The organism is Achromobacter sp. T5-5, assembly GCF_055397965.1.
On record NZ_AP027919.1, the window covers coordinates 3,163,736 to 3,179,959 of the forward strand.

The window sequence follows — 16,224 nt, forward strand, 5'->3', positions numbered from 1 at the left end:
CTACACAAAAAAAAGGTTGAAGCCGCGAGCGTGTCCGCTACGCCGCCAGTTGTCGGCCTTCCAGCACCGTTAATGCCGGTACGGCGCTGGATTTCCGCCCAGGAAAACCGCTACCCGGCAACGACCACGAGCAGCGCCAGCGACAGCAAAATGCCGAACGCGGCCAGGGCAAACGGCAGTAGTAGAACATACACGCCGCGTTCCTGCCCCCGGCCATGGGCCAGACCGGCCGCTATCGACATCCGGACCGGCGAAAAAATCCCCATGGACGTGCCCGATACATGCAGCAGCGCGGCCGCTGCAGGCACGCTCAGGCCGGCCTGAAGCGCTAATGATAGCTGGGACGGCATGAAGAGGCTGTTCGGCGCGTTGCCGCTGTTGGCCAGGATGCCGAAGGCGCCGGCCAGGAGCGGCGTGATCAGGATAGTCCAGTCGCGCAGGCTGGAAAATAGGCCGTTGGCATAAGCCTGCGAGATGCCGGCGCCCGCCAGCGCCTCGGCCATCATGGCGAACAGAAAGACCGACAGCACCGCATGGCGCCCCGTCATCCAGGCGGCGCGGGCCTGCGCCGCGAGCGCGCCGCGGCCGGATTGCCATGCCGCCATGGCCAGCGCGCCGGCGATCAGCCAGCTGCCGGCATGCAGGAAGGGCATCCAGGCGGGCAGGTCCGCATACGGGCGCAGGTCGGCCAGGCCGGCAAGGCCGCGATTGAGCGTCGTCACCAGGCGCGTGGCCACCAGCCAGGCAATGAGGACGATGTAAGGCAGCGCGCGGCGCGCCGCAGCCAGCGCCTGCGCGAAGTCGGGCTTGCGGTCGGCCAGAAAGCGCAGCACGATCAGCGGGCCGTATGCCGCCAGCAGGGCCGTTTCCGGTCCCAGCAACGCCGTCGCGGCGGCCAGCGCGGCCAGGCTCGCGGCCATCCAGCCGGCTTCGCGCCCCAGTTCCGAGGCAGGCGCATGCATTCCCGCGCGCTGGGCGGTGCGCCAGTAAAGCGCCATCCAGACCAGCATCAGCAGGGCCACGGGCGCCATGCTGTAGAGGGCGAGCTGCGTCGGCGGAACGCGCGCATAAGCCGATGCGAGCAGCGTGCCGCTGCCCATCGCGCCCCAAGGGATCAGGGTCTGGCTGAGCAGCGCGAACACCATGGTGTCGCGCGGCTTCAGGTCGAGCGGGCGGATCAGCATGACGGTGCCCAGCATGCCCACGCCAAAGCCGGTCGCGGACTCGGCGAACGGCCCGACCAGGAAACAGGCAAAGAACAGCAGCCTGCGGCGCGCGATCGGATCGGGCCGCGCCGCCTCGCCCGGCCCGCCTTGCGGCGCACGTCCTTGCGCCGCCATCTGCCAGAACAGCAGGCCGCCCAGAATGTAGGGGGTAATGATCCACCCGATCCAGAGCCCGCGTTTCAACGCCTGGGCGAGCTGGGGCAGGTCGAACGGCGCGGGCGCGGCGAACAGCGCCACGGGCAGGGTCGCCAACAGGCCCAGCACCGCTGCGATGGTCGTGTTGACGCGCCCGCTGGCGATCGCCGCGATCACGGTCAGCGCGGGAAGGGACCACAGTAGAACCATCATGGAAGTGACGCCTGCATCGCGTTGGGTGGGTTGGCGGCGCAAAGCGTAGCAGTCTACGCCGAGCGCGGGCAGGCGGACAGGCGGATTGGCGGGATGCGGGATGCGGGATGCGTGGGGCGCACGCAAGACTTGGACAAAAAAACGCCGGCTGGCGCTTGTGCGCGAGCCGGCGCGTTGTTGGGGGAAGGAAGCGCGGCGGGTTTCTTACTGATTGGCGCCGCGGATGTTGCCCGCGATACCGCCGGCAGCGCCGCCGATCGCGGCGCCAGTCCATGCGCTGCCGCCCGCGATGGCGGCAATGCCGGCGCCCGCCGCGGCGCCCATCAGGCCGCCCGTGACGGTGCCTTGCTGTTCCTTGGTCATGTTGGTGCAGGCGGCCAGCGATGCCATCGCGATGGCCACGCCTATCGTACGAATCGTTTTCATGGCGGCTCCTAGGGGGTACGTTTCGTCTTCGTGGCGGGCATGACGATCTCGAACCAGATGGTCTCCACGACGGGACGATCCAATTGGCCCGGATTGGCCGCGTACCAGCGGTCCAGCGTGTCTCGTACCGAGTCCAGCGTCTGGTTCTGAAGCCCCATGGAGAACTTCGGCACCAGGGTCTGGGAGTCCGGCACGGCCCTGCGCTGCTGATAGGCCCGTTCGACTTCGAGGACGTTCGCCATGCCAAGCAAATAGGCCTTTTTGAGGTTGGCGTCCGATTCGGTCCAATGCTTGCCGGTGATGATCGGGGCGGGTTCGGAGGGGGCGGCCGTGACAGCAGCCCCGAACAGCATCGAGACGGCCAGGGTTGCTGGGCCAAGCAGGTGTTTTACTCGCATCGCATCGCTCCTTTGGCGGAACAAAAGATAGAAAAACAACCTTCGCGCGCGATCCGGGCGGACGAATCGTGATGGCCGATCGAAAAGCGGTACTGATCAATTTATGCCTGAATGCCTGGGCGTGCAAGACCAGATTGCAGGCCGGCCGGGGGGCTCAGTACGCGGCGGACGCGGCCGGCGCGGGGTCGCCGGGACCGGACGACAGGAAGCTGGCCGCCAGCCGCCGCGCGCTGTTTGCGTAGAGCAGCACGTCCACGCCCACCGCCACAAATGCGCATCCCAGCTCCAGGTAGCGGCGCGCGAGCGCGGGGTCGGACGTCAGCGTGCCGGCCGCCTTGCCGCGCGCGATGATGACCCGCATGGCGCGTTCGATGGCCGCCTGCACCTCGGGATGGCCCGGCCGGCCCCGGTACCCCATCGAGGCCGCCAGGTCGGCGGGGCCGATGAAGACGCCATCCACGCCCGGCACGTCGCAGATCGCCTCCAGGTTGGCCAGGGCCTGCACCGATTCCGCCTGCACCAGCAGGCAGACCTCGTCATCGGCGACCTCCAGGTAGTCCGCGCGGGCGCTCCAGCGCGACGCGCGGCCCACCGCGCTGCCGACGCCGCGCACGCCGTGCGGCGGGTAGCGCGTGGCGGCGACCAGCGCGCGCGCCTGCTCGGCGGTGTCCACCATCGGCACCAGCAGGTTCTTCGCGCCGATGTCCAGCATCTGCTTGATGAGGGCCGTTTCGCCGCTGACCACGCGCACCACGGGCTGCGAGCGGTAGGGCGCCACCGCCTGCAAGGCGGCGAGCGTGCCGCGCAGGTCATTGGGCGCGTGTTCGCCGTCGATGAGCAGCCAGTCAAAGCCCGCGGTCGCGGAGACCTCGGCCAGATAGGGATCGGCCATGGAGAGCCACAGGCCCACCTGGGGCTGGGCAGCGGCCAGGGCTGATTTGAAGGAATTGTGTGCCGGCATGCGGGAGGGTTCCTGATGTGGGATCAACTGACGATGCCCAGGTGCCAGGGCACGAACTCGTGGTTGCCCAGGCCCAGCGCTTCGCTTTTGGTGGGCGCGCCCGACGCGGCGCGCAGGATGTGATCAAAGATGCGCTGCCCCATCTGCCCGATGTCCAGTTCGCCATCGAGCACGGCGCCGCAATTGATGTCCATGTCTTCGTGCAGCCGCGCATACATCGCGCTGTTGCTCGCAAGCTTGAGCGTGGGCGCGGGCTTGGAGCCGAACATCGACCCGCGGCCCGTGGTAAAGCAGATCAGGTTGGCGCCGCTGGCGATCTGGCCGGTGACGGCCACCGGGTCGTAGCCCGGCGAATCCATGAAGACCAGGCCGGCGCGGTCGATCGGTTCGGCGTATTCGTACACGGCCTGCAGCGGCGTGGTGCCGCCTTTCATGGCCGACCCCAGCGATTTTTCGAAGATGTTGGCCAGGCCGCCTTGCTGGTTGCCGTGGCCGACAACGCCGTTGAACTGCGCGTTCTGTCCCGCGGTGTAGGTCTCCCACCAGGCCAGCCGGTCCAGCAGCTTCTGGCCGACTTCCGGCGTGACGGCGCGGCGGGTCAGCATGTATTCCACGCCGTGGATTTCCGGCGTTTCCGACAGGATCGCCGTGCCGCCGTGGCGCACCAGGATATCCATGGCGGCGCCCAGCGCGGGATTGGCCGTAATGGCGGAATATCCGTCGGAACCGCCGCACTCCAGGCCGATCTTCAGATGGCTCGCCGACACGTTGCTGCGCCGGGCCGCATCGGCCTGCGGCAGCAGCTCCTCGATGGCGCGGATGCCGGCCTCGATCGTGGCGCGCGTGCCGCCCGTCTCCTGCATCACCAGCGTGCGCACGCGCGCGTCGTCCGCCAGGTGCTGCGATTCGATCAATGAAGCGACCTGGTTGCGCTCGCAGCCCAGTCCCACGATCAGCACGGCCGCCAGGTTGGGATGGCGCGCATAGCCGGCCAGCGTGCGCCGCAGCACGTCGAAATGCTCGCTGGGCGAAGACATGCCGCAGCCGCTCGTCTGGGCGAACGCCGCCACCCCGTCCACGTTGGGAAAGGCAGCCAGGCGTTCGGGCGTGAAATGCTGCGCGATATGGTGGATCACCGTCGCCGAACAGTTGACCGAGGCCAGGATGCCGATGAAATTGCGCGTTCCCACCCGCCCGTCAGCCCGCACAAAGCCCTGGAACGTGGCACGCTCGGCTTCGGGCAACAGGGCGACTGGCCGCGCGTCGCGGCAGAACGCCGGGTCGCGCTCGAAGTCCGCCAGCGCAAGGTTGTGCGCATGCACGTGGTCGCCGGCTTCGATATCGCGGGCCGCCACGCCGATGATGGCGTCGTACTTGCGCACCGGCGTGCCGGCCGGGATGCGGCAGGCGGCGATCTTGTGGCCGCCCGGCACCTGTGCCCGCACGCGCAGCCCCAGCGCCGGGATGTGCATGCCCAGCGCCAGGGCCTGCCTGGCGACCAGGACATTGTCGTTGGCGTGCAGCCGGATCAAAGGGTTGGGATTCAAAGTGGATCAGCCTTTTTGCAGCATTTCTTTCAGTTTCAGGCGCGCGATCAGCGCGGTCTCCTGCTGGTAGACGGCGGCGATGTAGGCCTGGTAGTCGGGACCGTCCAGGTACATCACCGGCGCATCGATCCGGTCGGCCACCTGCTTGAAGGCGTCGCTCTTGACCGCGGTGCGGAACGCATCGCGCAGCTTTTGCTCGACGGCGGGATCCAGGCCCTTGGGCGCGCCGATGCCGTTCGGCGCCTCGACCACCACGCCGTAGCCCAATTCCTTGAGGGTGGGCGCATCCGGAAAGCGCGCCGTGCGCGACTCGCCCCAGGTCGCCAGCAGGCGCAGCTTGCCGGATTCGACATGCGGCGCCCAAGAACTGGAATCGGCCAGCAGATCGATCTGGCCGCCCAGCACATCCTGCAGCGCCGCCGCGCCGCCCTTGTAGGCAATCGCGTTAAAGCGCACGCCCGCCGCCATGGCGAATTCCTCCATGCCCACATGGGTCGCGCCGCCGATGCCGGCGTGTCCGTAGGTCAGCCTTCCGGGGTTGGCCTTGGCATGCGCCACGACGTCCTTCAAGGTCTTGAAGGGGGATGTGGCCAGCACGGCGATGCCGAAGGTCTGCCCGGAGGTCCGGGCCAGATAGGTGAGTTCGCTGCGGGGATCGAGCTGCAGCAGCCCCAATTGCGAAAAGCGCGTGACCGAGATGGGAATCTGGCCGATGGTGTAGCCGTCGGGCTGGGCCTGCGACAGCGACTTGGTGCCGATCATGCCCGAGGCGCCGGCGCGGTTCTCGACCACGATGGATTGGCCCAGGACGCCGGACGCGACCTGGCACAGGGCGCGCATGGACTGATCGGCCGTGCCGCCCACCGGCCAGGGACAGATGAAGGTGATGGGCCGCTGCGGATAGCCGGCGGCGCGGGCCGCCAAGGGCGTCAGCAGGCCGACGGCGCCGGTGCCGACCGCCGCGCCCAGGCATGCCGCGCTGGCCAGAAGCCTGCGCCTGCGCAGGTCAGGGGTGGGGATGTGCCTCATGGTTTGTCTCCGGGTGTCGTTGTTATGGGGCGCGCCGGCCAGGCTTCAGGGGCGGCCTGAACCTATTCTCGTGAGCTTAAACATAACAATCCAATAGAATTGGCTCATCGCTTGATAACCCTAATGGTATGTATTGGGAGCCTGCATGGCGCACCTGGACCGTGTGTTTCGCTCGAACCTCAAATTGCGGCATCTGCAGCTGGTCGTGGCGCTGGACGAATTCCGGCACCTGGGCAGGACGGCCGAGTTCATGGCCGTCAGCCAGCCGGCCGTCTCGCGCATGCTGTCCGAGGTCGAGTCCATGCTGGGCCTTTCGTTGTTCGACCGGTCCGTGCGCGGCACGGAACCGACGGAAGCGGGCGCCGCGGTGGTGCGCTTTGCGCGCGGCGTGCTGGCGCAGTACGCGCGGACCCGCGATGAGATCGATGCGGCGGCCAGCGGTGCCGCCGGCAAGACGCGGGTAGGGGCGATGGCGGTCGCGCTGCCGGTGCTGCTGGCGCGCGCGGTGCAGGCCCTGAAGGCGCGTTCGGCGCGCGCGACCGTGCAGATCGAGGAGGGGGACCTGACCCACCTGCTGCCCAAGCTGCGGCTCGGCGAGCTGGACCTGTTCGTGGGCCGGCTGGAGCCAGGCTATGCGGCGCCCGACCTGCAGACCGAGGCCCTGTTCGAGGAACCGATGGTGGTTGTCGCCGCGCCGGGCAGCAAGCTGGCGGGCGCGGCCGCGCCGGCATGGGCGGACTTGGCGGCGATGCCCTGCGTAATGCCGCCGCCCTGGGCGTCGTTGCGGGTGAAGCTGGAGCAGCAGTTCCACCGCCATGGCCTGGAGCCGTCGCCCGACCTGATGGAGACCTCGTCCTATCTGGCCACGCTGACTTTCGTGCGCGAGCGCAACGCGGTCGGATTTCTGGCCCGGTCTGCCGCGCGCAGCTTTGAAAGCCAGGGGCTGTGCCGGATTCTGGATGTGCCGTTGACGTTGGGGCTTCCGCCCGTGGGGATCATCACGCTGCGCGAAGCCGGCTTGCCGGCTGGCAGCGCGCAGTTGATCGAATGCCTGAGACAAGCCGCGGCGGACGGCGCCGGATAGCCCGGCGCGCGTCCGCGCATGGCGTCACTTGGACGCCGTGGCGGCGGAAGGCGCCAGGGCCTGGAGCAGGCGCTGCGCGTTGTCCTGCAGGTCGGCGATGGGGTCGGCGCCCTCGGTGGCCAGGACCACCGCCTGCGCGCCGCCTGCCTCGATCGCCTGCCGCAGTTCCGGCGTGGGCTCGCGATGCAGCAGCGCCGCGGCGGCGCCATTGTCCTTGAGCTTGGCGGTCAGCTCCGCCAGCGCTTGCGGCGTCCAGTCCCTGTCGTCGCGTGCGTCGGTGTCGATGAGGTCCAGGTTGAATTCCGCAATCAGGTAAGGCAGGCGCTCGGACAGGCTGATCACCGCCACGTTTTCGGCCTGGGCAAGCCCGGCCTGGCTCTTGGCGTTCAGTTCGACCAGCGTGCGCTTGATCTGGGCCAGGTTGTCGGCGATGCGTTTTTCGTCGGCGGGCGACAGGCGTCCCAGGTCGGCGGCGACGATGTCGGCCATGCGTCCGAGGTTCACGATGCTCAGCCAGGGATAGGCGCTGAACTGGCCGCCGGGCCGCGCATCGCGCTGCAGGGCGATGCCGTTGAGCGCGCCATCCAGCGGACGCGCGGCGTCGATCTCGATGATGCGGATGTTGGCGCGGCGGGCATTGGGGTAGAGCGGATCGTCGGGCCAGATCGAGCGCAGGCCTACCGCCGCGTCCGCCGAGGCGGCCGCCTTATGCAGGGCGGCGCCGCCGCGCCCGCTGAAATAGGACGACAGGCGCGTGGGCGGCAGATTGGCAGGGGCGGCCCGCTCGACGCGGATGTGGGTGTCGCGGGCGAGGTTGCTGGTCAGAGCAAACACCACCGGGTGCGCGGCCAGCACGGTGGCGGCGGCGGGCGTGGCCGCTGCGGCGGACCCGGCTGCCGGCGCCTGTGCCTGTGCCTGTGCCGCGCGCGCCGCACGGCCGGTCGTGGCGGCTTCCTGTGCGTGGGCCGTGAGGGCGGCGCCCAGGGTGGAGGCCACCGCCAGCGCCAGGGCGGCCCGGCGCAAGGTTACGTATCCCGACTTCACACTCATGCTGCATTTCCTTTCAGGCCCGGCACCAGGCTGCGCGCCAGGGCCGAGATGGCAAACAAAATTCCCGCGACCAGGATGATGGCCGCGCCCGAGGGCACCGGCAGTTCCAGCTCGATGGGCAACATGATGCCGGCCAGCGTGCCGATCATCGCGAACAGCACCGACATCGCGAAAAAGCCCTTGAGCGACTGCGCCAGCATCCGGGCCGCCGCCGCCGGAATCACCAGCAGCGCGCCGACCAGGATGGCGCCGATCACCTTGACCGAGGCCACGGTGACCAGGGTCACCAGGATCACGAACAGGTAGTCCATGGCCTTGACGGGCACGCCGCGCACGGCGGCGAGCTGCGGATTGAAGCTGGCCAGCATCAGGCGGTTGTAGTTCGGCAGGGCCAGCGCCAGCGCCAGCAGCGCCACGCACGTCAGGACCGAGAGGTCGTTGCTGTTGACCGTCAACACCGATCCGAACAGCACGTTCTCCAGGATGTGGATGTTGATGCGGCCGGACAGCACCAGCAGCAGGCTCGCGCCCAGCGCCAGCGATACCGACAGGAACACGCCGATCAGCGTGTCGGGCGTGAGGCGCGTGCGGTTGCTCAGGAAATTGAGCAGGATGCCGAAGATCAGGCAATAGCTGAACAGGCTGCCGTAGGGGCCGGTATAGGGCTCGCCCAGCAGGATGCCGATCGCCACGCCGGTCAGCGCGGCATGGCCCACGGCCTCCGAAAAGAAGGCAAAGCGCTTGACCACCACCAGCGTGCCCAGGCCGCCCAACACCGGCCCGATGATCAGGCCGGCCAGCAGGGCATTGACCACGAAGCCATAGGCCAGCGATCCGGGCAGCACGCCGGACTCGGCGGCGCTTTGCACCAGTTGGCGCAGGTTGTCGAACAGGGCGTTCATGCGGCGCGCTCCTGGGTCAGGCTGGCGACGCGCGGCCGCGTGGAGAAGAGGGCCAGCAGGCGGTCCGGCGTCAGCACCTGCGCGGGCGGGCCGTCGCAGAGCACCTGACGGTTCAGGCCCGTGACGCGATCGGCCAGGCGACCGACCGCCTCCAGGTCGTGCTCGATCCACAGCACGGTCACGCGCTGGGCTCGCCAGCCGTCCAGCAGTTCCTCGAACACGCGCACGCCGGCTTCGTCGAGCGCGGACATCGGTTCGTCCAGCACCACCAACGCCGGGCTGGGCACCAGGCCCTGGGCCAGCAGCACGCGCTGGCGCTCGCCGCCGGACAGGGCGCCCATGCGCCGGTTGCGCTTGTCCTGCATGCCCACGCGCTCCAGCGCGTGGGTGATCTCGGCGGCGCGCGCGCGCGACAGGCCCAGGAACGCCGGCTTGCGCTGGCACATCGCGGCCATGAAATCGTTGACCGTCATGGGCAGGCCGCGGTCGAACTCCAGCGCCTGCGGGATATAGCCGATGATGCCAGGCCGCTCGCCCGGCCAGGCCACGCTGAGCTTGCCGCGATGCGGCATCTGGCCCAGCAGCGTCTTTACCAGCGAACTCTTGCCACCGCCATTGGGGCCGACCAGCGCATGCACGCTGCCCGCTGCCACGGTAAAGCCGACGTCGCTCAGGATGTCGGTGCGGCCCAGGGTGAGGCCGATTCGGTCGAAGGTCAGCGTCGGCCCCAGCGCGCCGGCCGAGTGGGCCGCGACGGGGCCGCTCACGCGCCGGCCTCTTCGATGGCGCGCACCACGGTGGCCAGGTTCTGCTTCATTTCCTTTTCAAACTGCTCGGGGCTGTACTCGCCGTACGAAATGTGAGACAGCGCATACAGCTTCACGCCCGTCTCGCGCTGGATTGTCTCCACGTACGAGGACGGGAAGTTCAGTTCCGAGAAAATCACCTTGACGTCCGCGGCGCGCAGTTGCTCGATCGTGCCCTTGAGCTGCGCGGGGCTGGGCTCGATGCCGTGCGCGGGTTCAACGACGGCCGTCACCTCCAGCCCGAACTCGCGCAGCAGGTAATCGTAGGCGCCGTGGATGGTCGCGACGCGCAGGTCCGCGTTGGGCGCCTTGGCAAGCTGGCCCAGCGCGTCGGCGCGCAGCTTGCGCAGGCGCTGGCCGTAGGCGCGCGCATTGGCGGTGTAGGCCTGCGCATTGGCCGGATCGATGCGGCCCAGTTCGCGGGCGATGGTGTTGATCTGCGCAATCGACGCCGTGATCGACAGGAACGTGTGCGGATTGACGACCTTGCCCGAATCGCCGCCGCGCGCGGCCATGCCCACGGCGGCCAGCAGCGGCACCTGCGCGTTCGCTTCGATCACCGGGATCTTCGGCTTTTCGCTGGCGGCGATCATGCGGTCGGCGAAGTCATCGTGGCCGATGCCATTGAGCACCACCACGTCCAGCGTCCCGATGCGCTTGATGTCCTCGGCGCGCGGCTCGTAGGCGTGGGGATTGAAGCCCACCGGAATCAGCGGCACCACGTCGGCCTTGTCGCCGACGATGTTGGCGACGTAGCTGTAATAGGGATGCAGCGTCACGCCGATCTTCAGGCGCTTGGCCTCGTCGGCGTGGGCGGGCGCGGCCAGCGCGCCGGCCAGCAGCGCCAGCGCGGCCAGCGGCGCGGCGCAGCGGCGCAGGATCAGGGACAAAGACGAAAAGGCAGACATAAATCCGTAGGCTCGGGTCGAAGGACGAAGGACGAAGGGCGAAAGGCGGAAGGCGGAAGGCGAGGAAAACGGTCAGGGCTTGTTCTGGCGGGTCACGCCGGCGTCGAACTGCGCGACCACCTGGCGCCAGCCGGCGGCGGCCAGGGCGGCGTCGTCGGCGGGGTCGGGCACGCGGGCCGCGGCATCGCGGGCCAGCCAGACGTCGGGCTGGGCATCGTCCGCCTTGCCGTGGTCGTGGCCATGGTCATGGCCATCCTTGCCGCCCGCGCCTTGCGCGCGCAGCAGGAACGATCCGGCCAGGGCGGCGTCAGCGGTCTGGCCCAGGTACATGGCGTGGCCGGCCTGGCGCTGCAGGCGCCAGGCATGTCCGCCGCGCGCCGCCGTGCTGTTGTCGGCGACAAAGGGAGGAAGCCCCTGCGCGGCCAGGTCGGCCACCGAAGGCAGGGGTTCGCCAGCCTGCACGGCGAACGCGATCTCGTCGTAGGCCACGCGCAGGTCCGCGTAGATGCCTTGTTCGGCGGGCGTCAGGTCGCGCCGCGCGTCGATCTGCGTGGCGGCAAGCGCGGCGCTTTCGGGCGGCGCTTCGCGCAGGCCGATGTAGCCGGCGGCGGCCGCAACGATGGCGAGGCAGGCGCCCAGCACCGCGAGCGTTTCGTGTCCGGCGCCCGCGGGGCGGATGACTTGGGTGTGCATGGTGCGGGAGGGCCGGGGCTTACTGGATGTCGACGTGGTCGATTTCGACGACGTGGCCGGGGCCGGCGTCGAACAGCACGTAGAACTCGCCGTCGGGCCGCTTGAAGGTCATCTTGGAGTCCGCGTCCAGCTTGCCCGGCACGAGGATCTGCTCGTCATAGGAGATCACGTCCATGGTGACGCCCGCGGCGCCGCTGCCGTCGGAGAACCCGCCGGTGCACTGGATCTGTTCCTTGCCCTCGGCCTTGCATTCGGCCATGGGGTTGTGCGCCAGGGCGCTGGCGCTAGCCGTCAGCAGCGCGCCGAGCAGGCCCGCGCGCAGGGCGTTCGCGAAAAATGCATTCATCGGGATGCTCCTTGTTTCTTCAGCCACTCGACCGTGGCGGGGGAGGCCGTGGCAATGGGCCAGGGCGCCTGATGCACCGAGCCGTCCCAGCCTTCCGCCGTGATCCAGAGATCGGCGTCCGGGGCGGTGCGCGGCGGAATCGGCACGGTGGCGAAGGCACGGTGGGGACTGCCAAAGAAGATCGAACCGGCGGCGCGCAGGCTGCGCGGCTTGCCCACGCGCAGGTAGACCGCGCGGATCTGGTCCTGGCAGCCAGCGCACTGGGCCATCGTGAAGGTCTTGACCATGCCGGCCGGATCGGACTTGGGCGGTTCGACCTTCCATTCGGCGAACTGCAGTTTCCAGGGGCCTACCTGCACGTCGCCGGCGGGCCGCTGGCCCAGGCCCATCAGCCCGCGCGACAGCGCCAGGTTCTCGAAGTAGCTCGGGACGTACACGATGGGCACGATGAGCAGCAGCGCGCTCAGGTGGAAGCGCCAGCGGCGCCAGAAGCTGGGCTTGGGAGCGGCCGGAGCCAGGGTAGCGGTCTTGCTCATTCGGTCACCTCGCGTGCGGCGGCGCGGTCGGCGCGGGCAGGGCGCAGGGCCTTGGCCGTGGCCTGCGCGGTGCGCTTGGTCCAGATCAACAGGCCGCTGAGCGACATCATCGTCAGCAGCAGGCCAAAGAAGAACCACACCAGTTTCAGCCAGAAGCCGCCAAAGTCGCCGGTGTGCAGCGGGCGCATGGATTCGGTGAAGAACTCCAGGCCATTGCGGTCAGACAGGCGGCGCAACTCTTCGACCTTGCCGCTGTACGGATTGATCTTGGCGTACTGGAACATCAGCGGATAGGCGCCGCGGCCGGCAATCGTGATCGGGTCGTAAGCGTTGCCCGGGAAGAACACGTGCTGCGTCTCCAGGCCGGGCAGTTCGCGCTCGGCGACCGCGACGATCTCATCCAGCGGCAGGCGCTTGACGGTCTGGCCCGGAGTCACCGTGGGCACTTCGTCGCGCGCCACGACGGCGGGCACGCCCTGTGTGGAGATGGTCGTGGCCGTGTCGGCCAGGACCGCCTGCACCAGGAACCAGATTGCGCTGACCGAGATCAGCAGGATGAACCAGACGGACCACAGGCCCGACAGGCGGTGGAAATCGCCCCAGAAGATTCGCGCGCCCTGGCCGACGCGAAGGCGCGGCTTCTGGAAATAGGCGCGCCAGAAGCGCTTGTAGACGACCAGGCCGGTGACCAGCGAGGCCAGCATCGGCAGCGACAGCAGCGAGACCAGGTACCAGCCCCAGCTATAGCCATTGGTAAACGGGATCAGCAGCCAGCCGTGCAGCGCGCGCATGAACTGGCGCAGGTCGAAGTTCAGGGCAGGGCCTTGCACGGCGCCGGTGTAGGGGTTGACGTAGATGGACGTGAAGCGCGCGCCGGGATAGCCGACGTTGGCGGACAGGGCGAACTGGGATTCCTCGGGCCAGGACAGGCGTTGCACCGAGGCCTCGGGCTCCTGTTTGGCGATGGCGTCCATCAGGGCCTGGTAGCCCATGCGCGGGGTGTCCGCATCGGGTGCCTGCGCGCGCACGGCAGGATTGATGAGCCAGACGATTTCCTGGCTGATGACGGCGATGGTTCCGGTCGCACAGATGAAAAAGAGAAAAATCCAGATTGGCAAGGCGAGCCAACTGTGGACGAGAAACCATAATTTGGAGCGCGATGGCTTTGCCATTCAAAAGCTGTCCGGTGAGCGATGGGAGGGAGCTGGTCCCGTAGATCTGGACCCAATTAAGGGGCGTGTCAGCCGGAATTCTAGCAATAATCGTTCTCAATTGTCTTTCTTGCTCGCGGAGCCGGCGAGGCGCGGCGCAGGGCGGGCCGCCGCGGCGGGATGTATAAAATGCCGGTTCGGCGCCGGAATCGGCCGGCGCCCGGAACGATTGCATGCGCGCTCGACCCTCCTGTCCGCCTTTCCGCCTGGACTGCGCCGCCACGCTGGCGCGGCTGATGCTGCTGGTTCTGCTGGCGGCCCGGGCGTTCGTACCCGTGGGGTATATGCCCGACGCGCAGGCGCTCAAGCAGGGCCGCCTGGCGCTGGGTTTCTGTTCGGCGGGCGGCGGGGCCTTTCCGGGCATGGCCGGTCTGGCCGCGCCGCCCGGGCATGCTGAAGGGCACGCCGACGCCCACGCCGACGGGCTCCACGGCCATTCGGGCCACCACGACCCGTCCCAGCACGTCGGCGCCGGACAGGAATGTCCCTTCGGACTCATCGCGCATCAGGCGCTGGACCTGCCCACCGCCGTCGCGCTGGCGCCCGTGCTGCTGCGCGGGTTCGTCCAGGCGCCCCGGGGGGCCGAAAGCCCGCGCCCGCCCATGCCGGCCGCCGGCCCGCCGCTGGGCCAGCGCGCCCCCCCTCGAATCACCGGATGACCGCCGTCGCCGTGCGCTCCGCGCGCACGATCGCCGCCCCCCGCGGGCGGCCTCCGTTGTTTCGAGATCATCATGTCCACGCAAACCCTGGATAGTCCCGCCGCGTCCGCGCGGCCACGGGCGGCGAGCGGCAGCGCGCTGCTCGCCCTCATCACCCGCCTGCATTTCTACGTCGGCCTGTTCATCGGCCCGTTCATCCTCGTCGCGGCGGTGACCGGCACGCTGTTCGTGCTGACGCCGCAGCTCGAAAGCGTCATCTACGCCGACCAGCTTCGCACCACGTCCACCGGGACGCCGCGGCCGCTGGCGGACCAGGTCGAGGCCGCGCAGCGCCGCATCGGCCCCGGCCCGCGCCTGTTCGCCGTGCGCCCCGCGCCCGGGCCGGGCCAGACGACGCGCGTCATGTTTACGCAACCCGGCATGGGCGATTCCGAAAGCCGCGCCCTGTTCGTGGATCCCGTCACGCTGGAGATCAAGGGTGACATGACCGTCTACGGCACCAGCGGTACGCTGCCGTTCCGGACCAAGCTGGATTACCTGCACCGCAACCTGATGCTGGGCGCCGTGGGCCGCAATTACAGCGAGTTGGCCGCTTCGTGGCTCTGGTTCGCCACGGTGGGCGGCATGGTGCTGTGGTTTGCCCGTCGCGGCCGCGACAAGGCGGCGGCCGCGCGCAGCCCGCGGCTGCGCGCCCGTCGCTGGCACGGACTGCTGGGGCTGTGGGTGGGGATCGGCCTGGTGTTTTTCTCCGCCACCGGATTGACCTGGTCCAACTGGGCCGGCGGGCGCGTGGACCAATTGCGCGCGCAACTGGGGTGGATCACGCCATCGGTGTCGCTCAAGCTGCCGGGGGCCGGCGGCATGGCGATGGCGCCGGGCGGCGAGCACGCGCATCATCATGGCGGCCAGCATGACCCTGCCGCCATGGCGCCGGCGGCGAACAATGTGCCCGCGGGTTTTGACCGCGTGCTGCAGGCGGCGCGCGCGGGCGGCATCGACAGCAGCCAGCTCGAAATCCGGCCGCCGCGCGCGGACGGCCAGGCCTGGCTGGTGCGCGAGGTGGACCGGTCCTGGCCCACGCAGGTCGACACCATCGCCGTGGATCCGGCCAGCTACGCCATCACCAGCCGCGCGGACTTCGACACCTTTCCGCTGATCGCCAAGCTGATCCGGTGGGGCGTCGACATGCATATGGGCATTCTGTTCGGCTGGCCGAACCAACTGCTCATGGCGGCCCTCGGCATCGCGCTCACGGCCATGATCGTCCTGGGCTACCGGATGTGGTGGCTGCGCCGGCCCGCCCCGGGCGCGCCGGGGCAGACGCTCACGCAGGCGTGGCGCGAACTCTCCTGGCCAGGACGCATGACGGCCGTGGGCGTCGCGCTGGCGCTGGGCTGGTGCCTGCCCGTGCTGGGCGTCAGCCTCGCCGTCTTCCTGGTGGTGGACGTCGTGCGCTGGATGGCCGCCAACCGTCATTGACGGACGAAAGGCAACTCAGGAACACGAGGGCAGGGCTTGGGCACGCTACTTGCTGAAGACAGGATGCAAGGTCATTTCTTGTCTTATGGAGAAGCATGATGGAAGAGTTCAAGTACATGTCCACCTCGGCTACCCCCTCGCAACTGAGCAGCGGCGAACGCCGTGCGCTGCGCACCCTTGCGGCGGCGCAGCAACTGCTGCATCCGGAGCGCCCGCCGGCCGTGGTGATGTCCTCTGTCGAGGCCGAGCTGGCCAAGTACGTGCGCGAAGCCTACCGCCCGCGTACCGCGTCCGTGTGGTAACGCCGCAGGGCAGGGCGCCGCTCGGAGGGGGTGGCGCCTGTTTCACTCGATCGGCGCCCGCATGACGAGCGCCGTGACGGTATGGTTCTTCCAGAACACCTGATTGACCCGGGGCAGCAGTGCCTGCAGCGCCGGTTCCGTCGCGCCGTCAAAGGTGACCACGACCGCGGGGCGTGCGCCTTCGCTGGGCACGCGCTTGAACCCGTCGGGGGACGGGAATCCATACTTCATCAGGAAGTTCCGGATGTCCTCGTCGGAAGTCGAATCTTCCACGGGGGTCAGTAGCAGGGCCGCCATCGCCATTCCTCCACAG

Annotated in this window: 19 protein-coding genes; 4 read left to right on the plus strand and 15 right to left on the minus strand. The window is 68.9% G+C overall.

Going from position 1 to position 16,224, the window contains the following annotated elements; all coding sequences use genetic code 11:
• Positions 1-110 precede the first annotated feature (110 nt).
• The 6 genes from ACZ50Q_RS14310 to ACZ50Q_RS14335 all read right to left on the minus strand — a co-directional run bounded on the left by ACZ50Q_RS14310 (position 111) and on the right by ACZ50Q_RS14335 (position 5,935).
• Positions 111-1,574: a hypothetical protein gene (locus tag ACZ50Q_RS14310; protein WP_464078724.1), complete on the minus strand. Its 1,464-nt coding sequence runs from the start codon at positions 1,572-1,574 to the stop codon at positions 111-113.
• Between the two features lie 204 nt (positions 1,575-1,778).
• A complete protein-coding gene (locus ACZ50Q_RS14315) occupies positions 1,779-2,000 on the minus strand; it encodes a hypothetical protein (RefSeq protein ID WP_076520784.1) in 222 nt (73 codons plus the stop codon).
• A gap of 8 nt (positions 2,001-2,008) precedes the next feature.
• Positions 2,009-2,398 (minus strand): hypothetical protein, encoded by a 390-nt coding sequence (locus ACZ50Q_RS14320; protein WP_175493067.1) that lies wholly within the window; start codon positions 2,396-2,398, stop codon positions 2,009-2,011.
• Positions 2,399-2,552: 154 nt separating this feature from the next.
• Positions 2,553-3,359 (minus strand): 4-hydroxy-2-oxoheptanedioate aldolase, encoded by an 807-nt coding sequence (gene hpaI / locus ACZ50Q_RS14325; RefSeq protein ID WP_464078725.1) that lies wholly within the window; start codon positions 3,357-3,359, stop codon positions 2,553-2,555.
• 23 nt (positions 3,360-3,382) lie between these two features.
• Entirely contained in the window at positions 3,383-4,906 is a 1,524-nt protein-coding gene (locus tag ACZ50Q_RS14330; RefSeq protein ID WP_464078726.1) for a UxaA family hydrolase, read from the minus strand.
• A 6-nt stretch (positions 4,907-4,912) separates the two neighbouring features.
• Positions 4,913-5,935 (minus strand): Bug family tripartite tricarboxylate transporter substrate binding protein, encoded by a 1,023-nt coding sequence (locus ACZ50Q_RS14335; RefSeq protein ID WP_464078727.1) that lies wholly within the window; start codon positions 5,933-5,935, stop codon positions 4,913-4,915.
• Between the two features lie 145 nt (positions 5,936-6,080).
• Between ACZ50Q_RS14335 and ACZ50Q_RS14340 the strand changes: the two genes are divergently transcribed.
• The gene (locus ACZ50Q_RS14340) at positions 6,081-7,019 is read left to right on the plus strand and encodes a LysR substrate-binding domain-containing protein (protein ID WP_464078728.1); all 939 of its coding nucleotides are present in this window, start codon (positions 6,081-6,083) and stop codon (positions 7,017-7,019) included.
• A 24-nt stretch (positions 7,020-7,043) separates the two neighbouring features.
• Here ACZ50Q_RS14340 and ACZ50Q_RS14345 read toward each other — a convergent pair whose 3' ends face one another.
• The 8 genes from ACZ50Q_RS14345 to ACZ50Q_RS14380 all read right to left on the minus strand — a co-directional run bounded on the left by ACZ50Q_RS14345 (position 7,044) and on the right by ACZ50Q_RS14380 (position 13,378).
• Complete coding sequence (locus ACZ50Q_RS14345) at positions 7,044-8,069, minus strand: metal ABC transporter solute-binding protein, Zn/Mn family (RefSeq protein ID WP_464078729.1); 1,026 nt, start codon at positions 8,067-8,069, stop codon at positions 7,044-7,046.
• Positions 8,066-8,971 (minus strand): metal ABC transporter permease, encoded by a 906-nt coding sequence (locus ACZ50Q_RS14350; RefSeq protein WP_464078730.1) that lies wholly within the window; start codon positions 8,969-8,971, stop codon positions 8,066-8,068. The genes ACZ50Q_RS14345 and ACZ50Q_RS14350 overlap by 4 nt, the downstream gene beginning before the upstream one ends.
• Positions 8,968-9,738: a metal ABC transporter ATP-binding protein gene (locus ACZ50Q_RS14355; RefSeq protein ID WP_092576148.1), complete on the minus strand. Its 771-nt coding sequence runs from the start codon at positions 9,736-9,738 to the stop codon at positions 8,968-8,970. Before ACZ50Q_RS14355 ends, ACZ50Q_RS14350 begins: the two co-directional genes overlap by 4 nt.
• A complete protein-coding gene (locus tag ACZ50Q_RS14360) occupies positions 9,735-10,685 on the minus strand; it encodes a metal ABC transporter solute-binding protein, Zn/Mn family (protein WP_217646920.1) in 951 nt (316 codons plus the stop codon). Before ACZ50Q_RS14360 ends, ACZ50Q_RS14355 begins: the two co-directional genes overlap by 4 nt.
• Before the next feature lie 72 nt (positions 10,686-10,757).
• The gene (locus ACZ50Q_RS14365) at positions 10,758-11,378 is read right to left on the minus strand and encodes a DUF6162 family protein (RefSeq protein ID WP_464078731.1); all 621 of its coding nucleotides are present in this window, start codon (positions 11,376-11,378) and stop codon (positions 10,758-10,760) included.
• 19 nt (positions 11,379-11,397) lie between these two features.
• Complete coding sequence (locus ACZ50Q_RS14370) at positions 11,398-11,724, minus strand: hypothetical protein (RefSeq protein ID WP_464078732.1); 327 nt, start codon at positions 11,722-11,724, stop codon at positions 11,398-11,400.
• Positions 11,721-12,260: a thiamine pyrophosphate-binding protein gene (locus tag ACZ50Q_RS14375; RefSeq protein ID WP_092576139.1), complete on the minus strand. Its 540-nt coding sequence runs from the start codon at positions 12,258-12,260 to the stop codon at positions 11,721-11,723. The genes ACZ50Q_RS14370 and ACZ50Q_RS14375 overlap by 4 nt, the downstream gene beginning before the upstream one ends.
• Positions 12,257-13,378 carry a PepSY-associated TM helix domain-containing protein gene (locus ACZ50Q_RS14380; protein ID WP_464078733.1) on the minus strand — a complete coding sequence of 374 codons (1,122 nt, stop codon included), beginning with the start codon at positions 13,376-13,378 and terminating at the stop codon, positions 12,257-12,259. Before ACZ50Q_RS14380 ends, ACZ50Q_RS14375 begins: the two co-directional genes overlap by 4 nt.
• 266 nt (positions 13,379-13,644) lie before the next feature.
• Here ACZ50Q_RS14380 and ACZ50Q_RS14385 point away from each other — a divergent pair, with 266 nt between their 5' ends.
• The 3 genes from ACZ50Q_RS14385 to ACZ50Q_RS14395 all read left to right on the plus strand — a co-directional run bounded on the left by ACZ50Q_RS14385 (position 13,645) and on the right by ACZ50Q_RS14395 (position 15,911).
• A complete protein-coding gene (locus tag ACZ50Q_RS14385) occupies positions 13,645-14,130 on the plus strand; it encodes a DUF2946 family protein (RefSeq protein ID WP_464078734.1) in 486 nt (161 codons plus the stop codon).
• A gap of 72 nt (positions 14,131-14,202) precedes the next feature.
• Entirely contained in the window at positions 14,203-15,609 is a 1,407-nt protein-coding gene (locus ACZ50Q_RS14390; RefSeq protein WP_464078735.1) for a PepSY-associated TM helix domain-containing protein, read from the plus strand.
• A 95-nt stretch (positions 15,610-15,704) separates the two neighbouring features.
• Entirely contained in the window at positions 15,705-15,911 is a 207-nt protein-coding gene (locus ACZ50Q_RS14395; RefSeq protein ID WP_139208471.1) for a hypothetical protein, read from the plus strand.
• 42 nt (positions 15,912-15,953) lie between these two features.
• Here ACZ50Q_RS14395 and ACZ50Q_RS14400 read toward each other — a convergent pair whose 3' ends face one another.
• Positions 15,954-16,208: an RNA-binding protein gene (locus ACZ50Q_RS14400; protein ID WP_464078736.1), complete on the minus strand. Its 255-nt coding sequence runs from the start codon at positions 16,206-16,208 to the stop codon at positions 15,954-15,956.
• Positions 16,209-16,224: the final 16 nt, after the last annotated feature.